Source organism: Bordetella hinzii LMG 13501 (genome assembly GCF_001548475.1).
Classification (GTDB): Bacteria; Pseudomonadota; Gammaproteobacteria; order Burkholderiales; family Burkholderiaceae_B; genus Bordetella; species Bordetella hinzii.
Genome location: NZ_LRUJ01000012.1, coordinates 110,884 through 117,106 on the forward strand (window position 1 = coordinate 110,884; position 6,223 = coordinate 117,106).

A 6,223-nucleotide genomic window follows, 5' to 3' on the forward strand; every position below is an offset into this window, starting at 1 on the left:
GGAGGAGTCCAGATCATGCAACGTCTCATGCCTTACCTGGTCGGCCTTCTCATCATCCTGGCCGTCCTGTCATCCTGCATTTTCGTCGTGCGCGAGCGCGACTACGCCTTGCAATTCACCCTGGGTGAAGTCCGCAAGGTCATCAGCGAACCGGGCCTGTATTTCAAGGCGCCGCCGCCCTTCCAGAACGTGGTCACGCTGGACAAGCGCATCCTGACGATCGAGTCGACCGATGCCGAGCGCATCCAGACTTCCGAAAAGAAGAACCTGCTGATCGATTCCTACGTCAAGTGGCGCATTGCCGATCCGCGCCTGTTCTACGTGACCTTCGGCGGCAACGAGCGCGCCGCCCAGGAGCGCCTGCAAGCCCAGATCCGCGATGCGCTCAATGCTTCGGTGAACGTGCGTACGGTCAGGGACGTGGTCTCGACCGAACGCGACAAGATCATGTCCGAGATCCTGGCCAATGTGGCCAAGCGCGCCGAACCGCTGGGCGTGCAGATCGTGGACGTGCGCCTGCGCCGCATCGAGTTCGCCCCGGAGATTTCCGAGTCGGTCTACCGGCGCATGGAAGCCGAACGCACGCGGGTGGCCAATGAGCTGCGCTCCATCGGCGCGGCCGAAAGCGAACGCATCCGCGCCGAAGCGGATCGCCAGCGCGAGGTCATCGTGGCCGAGGCCTATGCCAAGGCGCAGGGCGTGATGGGCCAGGGTGATGCCCAGGCCAGCGCGATCTACAGCGAGGCCTACGGCAAAAACCCCGAGTTCTATCAGTACTACAAGAGCCTGGAGGGCTATCGCTCGGCCTTCTCCAAGCCCAGCGACGTGCTGCTGGTCGATCCCTCCTCGGAATTCTTCCAGTTCCTCAAGCATCCCCAAGGCCAGGCGGCCCCGGCCAAGTAAGCCGCGATCGCGACATCGGCACCCCCCGGGGTGCCGATGTTGTTTTCCGGCCCAGAAAATCGGGGTTGGATGGCTTGCCGCGCCTGCGGCGGCTTTGGCGGGCGGCTAGGCCATGCCGGCCGATCCATGTACAATACCGCGTAAGCTAGAAAACTTTCCGCAAGGCTGAGCGGGCTTACGCCCCCTCAGCCTTTTTTCGTTTGGGCGACGCCTTCGCAGGGTCGAGGCGTTATTCAGAGTGCATATTCATGGGTAACTGGTTGCTGCCCGAAGGCTTGGCCGACGTTCTACCGGCCGAGGCCCGGCGCATCGAGGAGTTGCGTCGTGAGCTGCTCGATCTGTACCGTACTTACGGATTCGAGCTGGTCGCGCCGCCTTTGGTTGAGTACATCGATTCATTGCTGTCCGGCATGGGCAGCGACCTGAATCTGTACACCTGCAAACTGATCGATCAGCTTTCTGGCCGCACCCTGGGCGTGCGCGCGGACATGACGACACAGGTCAGCCGTATCGATGCCCACCTGCTCAACCGGGCCAGTGTTACCCGGCTGTGCTATTGCGGCACGGTGCTGCATGCGCGTCCGGCGGACCTGCTGTCCAGCCGCGAGCTGCTGCAGATCGGCGCGGAAATCTACGGGCATGCGGGTTTCGAGGCGGATCTCGAAATCCTGCAGCTGGTGCTTGAAACCGTTGCCATCGCCGGCGTGTCGCGTCCGCGCCTGGACCTGAGCCATCCCGGCGTGGTCAAGGCCCTGTTTGATGCGGACCCCGCGGCGGCGGGCAAGGCGGATCGCATCATCACGCTGCTGCGTGAGAAAGACGTGGCCGGCCTGGCCGAACTCGAGCAGGCCGAGCCCGCGCTGCAGCCGGCGACGCTGCGTGCGCTGTCCCTGCTGCCGCGCCTGTACGGCCAGATCGACGTGATCGCCCGCGCGCGCCAGGAACTGCCGGCGTTGCCGGCGCTGGCCGCCGCGCTGGATGAGCTGGAACGCCTGGCCCAGGCCGTGCCGAATGTGGCGCTGGGACTGGACCTGGCCGATGTGGGCGGTTATGGCTATCACTCGGGCGTGACCTTCGCGCTCTACGCCGAGGGATGGCACGATGCATTGGTGCGGGGCGGCCGTTATGACGACGTCAGCCGCGCATTCGGCCGGGCTCGCCCGGCCACGGGCTTCAGCCTGGACCTGCGCAAGCTGGCCGCCGGGCTGGCTCCGGCGGAACCCGGGCGCGCCATCCGCGCACCCTGGGGGCAGGACCCCGCCCTGGCTGGCGCGGTGCGAACGCTGCGCCAGTCGGGCGAAATCGTCGTCCAGGTATTGCCCGGCCACGAGCATGACCAGGACGAATTCGTTTGTGACCGCGAGCTCGTGCTGCACGATGGCGCCTGGACGGTCAAGACGTTGTGACTAACTCCCTCCCTATCGGGGGAGGGCCGCGGGGAGATTTCCGGATTTCCCGAGAAACTCGATATTGATTCATGACATGAGCAAGAACGTAGTGGTGATCGGCACCCAATGGGGTGACGAGGGCAAAGGTAAGATCGTCGATTGGCTGGCCGAGTCCGTCCAGGGCGTGGTGCGCTTTCAGGGCGGCCACAATGCGGGCCATACGCTGTGGATCAACGGCAAGAAGACGATTCTGCGTTTGATTCCGTCGGGCATCATGCATCCCGGCGTGACCTGCTATATCGGCAATGGCGTCGTGCTTTCGCCCGAGGCGCTGCTCAAGGAAATCGAAGAGCTCGAAGCCGCCGGCCTGGACGTGCGTTCGCGCCTGCAAATCTCCGAAATCTGCCCGCTGATCCTGCCGTACCACGTGGCCATCGACAAGGCCCGTGAAGCGCGCAAGGGCGATGGCAAGATCGGCACCACCGGCCGCGGCATCGGCCCGGCCTACGAAGACAAGGTCGCCCGCCGCGCCCTGCGTGTGCAGGACCTGTTCACGCCGGATATCTTCGATGCCAAGCTGGCCGAAGTGCTGGATTATCACAACTTCGTGCTCACCAAGTATCTGGGCGCCGAGCCGGTGTCGGCCAACGAAGTCCGTGACCAGGCCATGGCGCTCGCCCCGGCGATCCAGCCCATGGTGCGCGACGTCTCCAGCAACCTCTACCTGGCCCAGCAGCAAGGCGCGAGCTTCCTGTTCGAAGGGGCGCAGGGTGCCTTGCTGGACGTGGATCATGGCACCTATCCCTACGTCACCAGCAGCAACTGCCTGGCCGGCGCCGCTTCGGCCGGCGCGGGCGTGGGTCCGCAGTCGCTGGACTATGTGCTGGGCATCACCAAGGCCTATACCACCCGCGTCGGCTCCGGCCCTTTCCCGACCGAGCTGCTCGACGAAGTCGGCACCCGCCTGGCCACCATCGGCAAGGAGTTCGGGTCGGTCACTGGCCGTCCGCGCCGCTGCGGCTGGTTCGACGGCGCCGCGCTCAAGCGTTCGGTGCGCCTGAACGGTATTTCCGGCCTGTGCATTACCAAGCTGGATGTGCTGGACGGCCTGGAAACCATCCAGCTGGGCGTGGGCTACCGTGTCAACGGCGAGTTCCGTGACGTGCTGCCCTACGGCGCCCATGCCGTGGCGCAGGCGCAGCCGGTGCTCGAAGAGCTGCCCGGTTGGTCCGAGTCGACCGTGGGCATCACCGAGTACAGCAAGCTGCCGGCCAATGCCCGCCGCTATCTGGAGCGTGTGGCCGAGGTCTGCGGCGTGCCCATCGACCTAGTGTCGACCGGCCCGGACCGCAACGAAACCATCGTGTTGCGCCATCCCCTGAAGGGCTGATCGCTTCCGCCCGCCATCCGACGCTGCGCCGGGCGCGCGCGTCGGGTTATGATTACGCACGGCCGCCGCGGCACCTCGCCGCCGGCGGCCTTTTCGTATTATCCAGCAGGAGTTAAGCGCCTATGAGCTCGCCGAAAAATGACGACAGCCATGTCTGGGTGACCTGGGACGACTACCACCGATTGATCGAAAAGCTGGCCCTGCAGGTGTTCCAATCGGGTTGGCAGTTCGACCAGATCCTGTGCCTGGCGCGTGGCGGCGTCCGCGTCGGGGACGTCATGTCCCGCATTTATGATGTGCCGCTGGGCATTCTGGCCACAAGCAGCTATCGCGAAGCCGCCGGCACCAAGCAGGGCGACCTCGACATCGCCCAGTTCATCACCATCACCCGCGGCACCCTGGCCGGCCGGGTGTTGCTGGTTGACGACATGGTCGATACCGGCATGACCTTCAACAAGGTGTTCAACCATCTCAAGGAGCAGTTTCCGGCCATCACCGAGCTCAAGAGCGCGGTGTTGTGGTGGAAAGGCCACTCCCAGGTCACGCCCGATTATTACGTCGACAAGCTGCCGACCAATCCCTGGATACACCAGCCTTTCGAGGACTACGACAGCTTGCGTCCCCATCAGCTGGAAGCCTGGGTCCGCAAGGGCTCGCGCTAAGCGGCACCGGCTTGGCCCCTGGTCAAACCAAGCGCTATCGTGCTAGAATCGCTGGTTATCGCTAAACCGAACCTGGCGCTCGTTTCCCGCGTACCGATTTTGTCGGTCTCATACTTGGGTGACAACGCCACGGAAACAGCCGCGGTGGCCTAGCCACCCGGGAGCGACCCGGCTTGCCGGGAATGCCGGATTTTTGTCTACTAGCCCAGGGGCCGCGCCGCAGGGTTTGGCAGAGAGCCGGTTTGGCCAGGTTTGTTAATCAATCGCTGTTACCCAAGACACTGAATTTATGCCTATCGTTCGACTGAAGGAAAACGAACCGTTTGAAGCCGCCCTGCGCCGCTTCAAGCGCACCATCGAAAAAACCGGCTTGCTCACCGAACTGCGTTCGCGCGAGTTCTACGAGAAGCCCACGGCTGAGCGCAAGCGCAAGCACGCCGCCGCGGTGAAGCGCCACTACAAGCGGATTCGTAGCCAGCAACTGCCCCCGCGCTTGTACTGATCTGATTCCAGAATCTATTGATTCCTGAGTCTTTCATACAGGATTTGCTCGCCCGGGTCGACGTGGTCGACGTCGTCGGGCGATATGTGCAGTTGCGCAAGGGTGGGGCCAATCTTCTTGGCCTATGCCCTTTCCACAACGAAAAAAGCCCATCTTTTACCGTCAGCCCCACCAAGCAGTTCTATCACTGCTTCGGTTGCGGAGCCCATGGCAGCGCCATCACCTTCCTGATGGAGCACACGGGCGCAAATTTCCCCGAGGCCGTGCGCTCGCTCGCCGCCTCGGTGGGAATGACGGTCCCCGAAGAACCCCGCAGTCCGCGCCAGCAAGCCGAATCGGCTCGCCGCAAGGCCGAGGTTTCGCGTTATACCCAGGTTCTCGATGCCGCCCAGGCGCATTATCTGCGTCTGCTGCGCGCGTCCCCCGAGGCCATCGCCTATCTCAAGCAGCGCGGCCTGACCGGGGCGGTCGCCAAGGCCTTCGGCCTGGGCTGGTCGGGCACCGACCGGCATGGGCTGGCCAAGGTCTTCGACAATTACGATGATCCGACGCTGGTCGAAGCCGGCCTGGTGATCGAATCCGAGGATGGCCGCCGCTACGACCGCTTCCGGGAACGCATCATGTTCCCCATCCGCAATACGCGGGGCAGCCTGATCGGCTTCGGCGGCCGCATTATCGGCAAGGGCGAACCCAAGTATCTCAATTCTCCCGAGACCCCGGTCTTCAGCAAGGGCCATGAGCTCTACGGCTTGTGGGAGGGGCGGCAGGCCATCCGCCAGGAAGGCCTGGTCATCGTGGTAGAAGGGTATATGGACGTGGTCGGCCTGGCGCAGCTGGGCATAGGCAATGCCGTGGCCACGCTGGGGACGTCGACCACGCCGGATCACGTCAAAAAGCTCTTGCGGGCCAGTGACAAGGTCGTCTTCAGTTTTGACGGCGACGCCGCCGGCCGGCGCGCGGCCTGGCGCGCCCTGCAGGCCTGCCTGCCGGTGCTGCGCGACGATATCGCCATCCGTTTCCTCTTCCTGCCGGCCGAGCACGATCCGGACTCCTATGTGCGCGAGTTCGGCGCCGAGGCCTTCCGTGAGCAAATGGCGCAGGCCGCCGCCTTGTCGCGCTTTCTGCTCGACGAGCTGGCGTCGCGGCATAACCTGGGCGAGGCCGAGGGGCGCGCCAGCTGCCTGCATGAAGCCAAGCCGCTGCTGGCGGGCATCCCCGAGTGCGGCCTGAAGACCCAGATCGAGCGCGAGATGGCCAGGCTGGTCCAGCTCACGCCCGAAGAAATGACCCAGGCCCTGGCCCAGTACGCGGCCCAGATGCAGGCCCAGGCCGCTGCGCGCCAGCAGGCGGGCGTGGCGGCCGCCGCGCCCGCGCCCGC

The 6,223-nt window shown here is 64.6% G+C and carries 6 protein-coding genes; all 6 read left to right on the forward strand.

Going from position 1 to position 6,223, the window contains the following annotated elements; genetic code table 11:
- Positions 1–15: 15 nt before the first annotated feature.
- On the forward strand, positions 16–903 hold the full coding sequence (gene hflC / locus AXA74_RS10640) for a protease modulator HflC (RefSeq protein WP_029578827.1): 888 nt from the start codon (positions 16–18) through the stop codon (positions 901–903).
- Between the two features lie 248 nt (positions 904–1,151).
- Positions 1,152–2,309: an ATP phosphoribosyltransferase regulatory subunit gene (locus AXA74_RS10645; protein ID WP_029578826.1), complete on the forward strand. Its 1,158-nt coding sequence runs from the start codon at positions 1,152–1,154 to the stop codon at positions 2,307–2,309.
- A gap of 76 nt (positions 2,310–2,385) precedes the next feature.
- Positions 2,386–3,681, forward strand: a complete 1,296-nt coding sequence (locus tag AXA74_RS10650; RefSeq protein WP_029578825.1) for an adenylosuccinate synthase — start codon at positions 2,386–2,388, stop codon at positions 3,679–3,681.
- A 122-nt stretch (positions 3,682–3,803) separates the two neighbouring features.
- Positions 3,804–4,343, forward strand: coding sequence for a phosphoribosyltransferase (locus tag AXA74_RS10655; protein ID WP_029578824.1), 540 nt, complete (start codon positions 3,804–3,806; stop codon positions 4,341–4,343).
- 289 nt (positions 4,344–4,632) lie between these two features.
- A complete protein-coding gene (gene rpsU / locus AXA74_RS10660) occupies positions 4,633–4,845 on the forward strand; it encodes a 30S ribosomal protein S21 (RefSeq protein WP_006218592.1) in 213 nt (70 codons plus the stop codon).
- A gap of 17 nt (positions 4,846–4,862) precedes the next feature.
- A partial coding sequence (gene dnaG / locus AXA74_RS10665) for a DNA primase (RefSeq protein ID WP_081093931.1) occupies positions 4,863–6,223 on the forward strand: 1,361 nt, incomplete at its 3' end.

Excerpts from the sequence above, each read along its gene's own strand:
- AXA74_RS10645 (WP_029578826.1), top strand. The coding sequence starts at position 1,152 with ATGGGTAACTGGTTGCTGCCCGAAGGCTTGGCCGACGTTCTACCGGCC.
- rpsU (WP_006218592.1), top strand. The coding sequence starts at position 4,633 with ATGCCTATCGTTCGACTGAAGGAAAACGAACCGTTTGAAGCCGCCCTG.
- AXA74_RS10655 (WP_029578824.1), top strand. The coding sequence starts at position 3,804 with ATGAGCTCGCCGAAAAATGACGACAGCCATGTCTGGGTGACCTGGGAC.
- AXA74_RS10650 (WP_029578825.1), top strand. The coding sequence starts at position 2,386 with ATGAGCAAGAACGTAGTGGTGATCGGCACCCAATGGGGTGACGAGGGC.
- hflC (WP_029578827.1), top strand. The coding sequence starts at position 16 with ATGCAACGTCTCATGCCTTACCTGGTCGGCCTTCTCATCATCCTGGCC.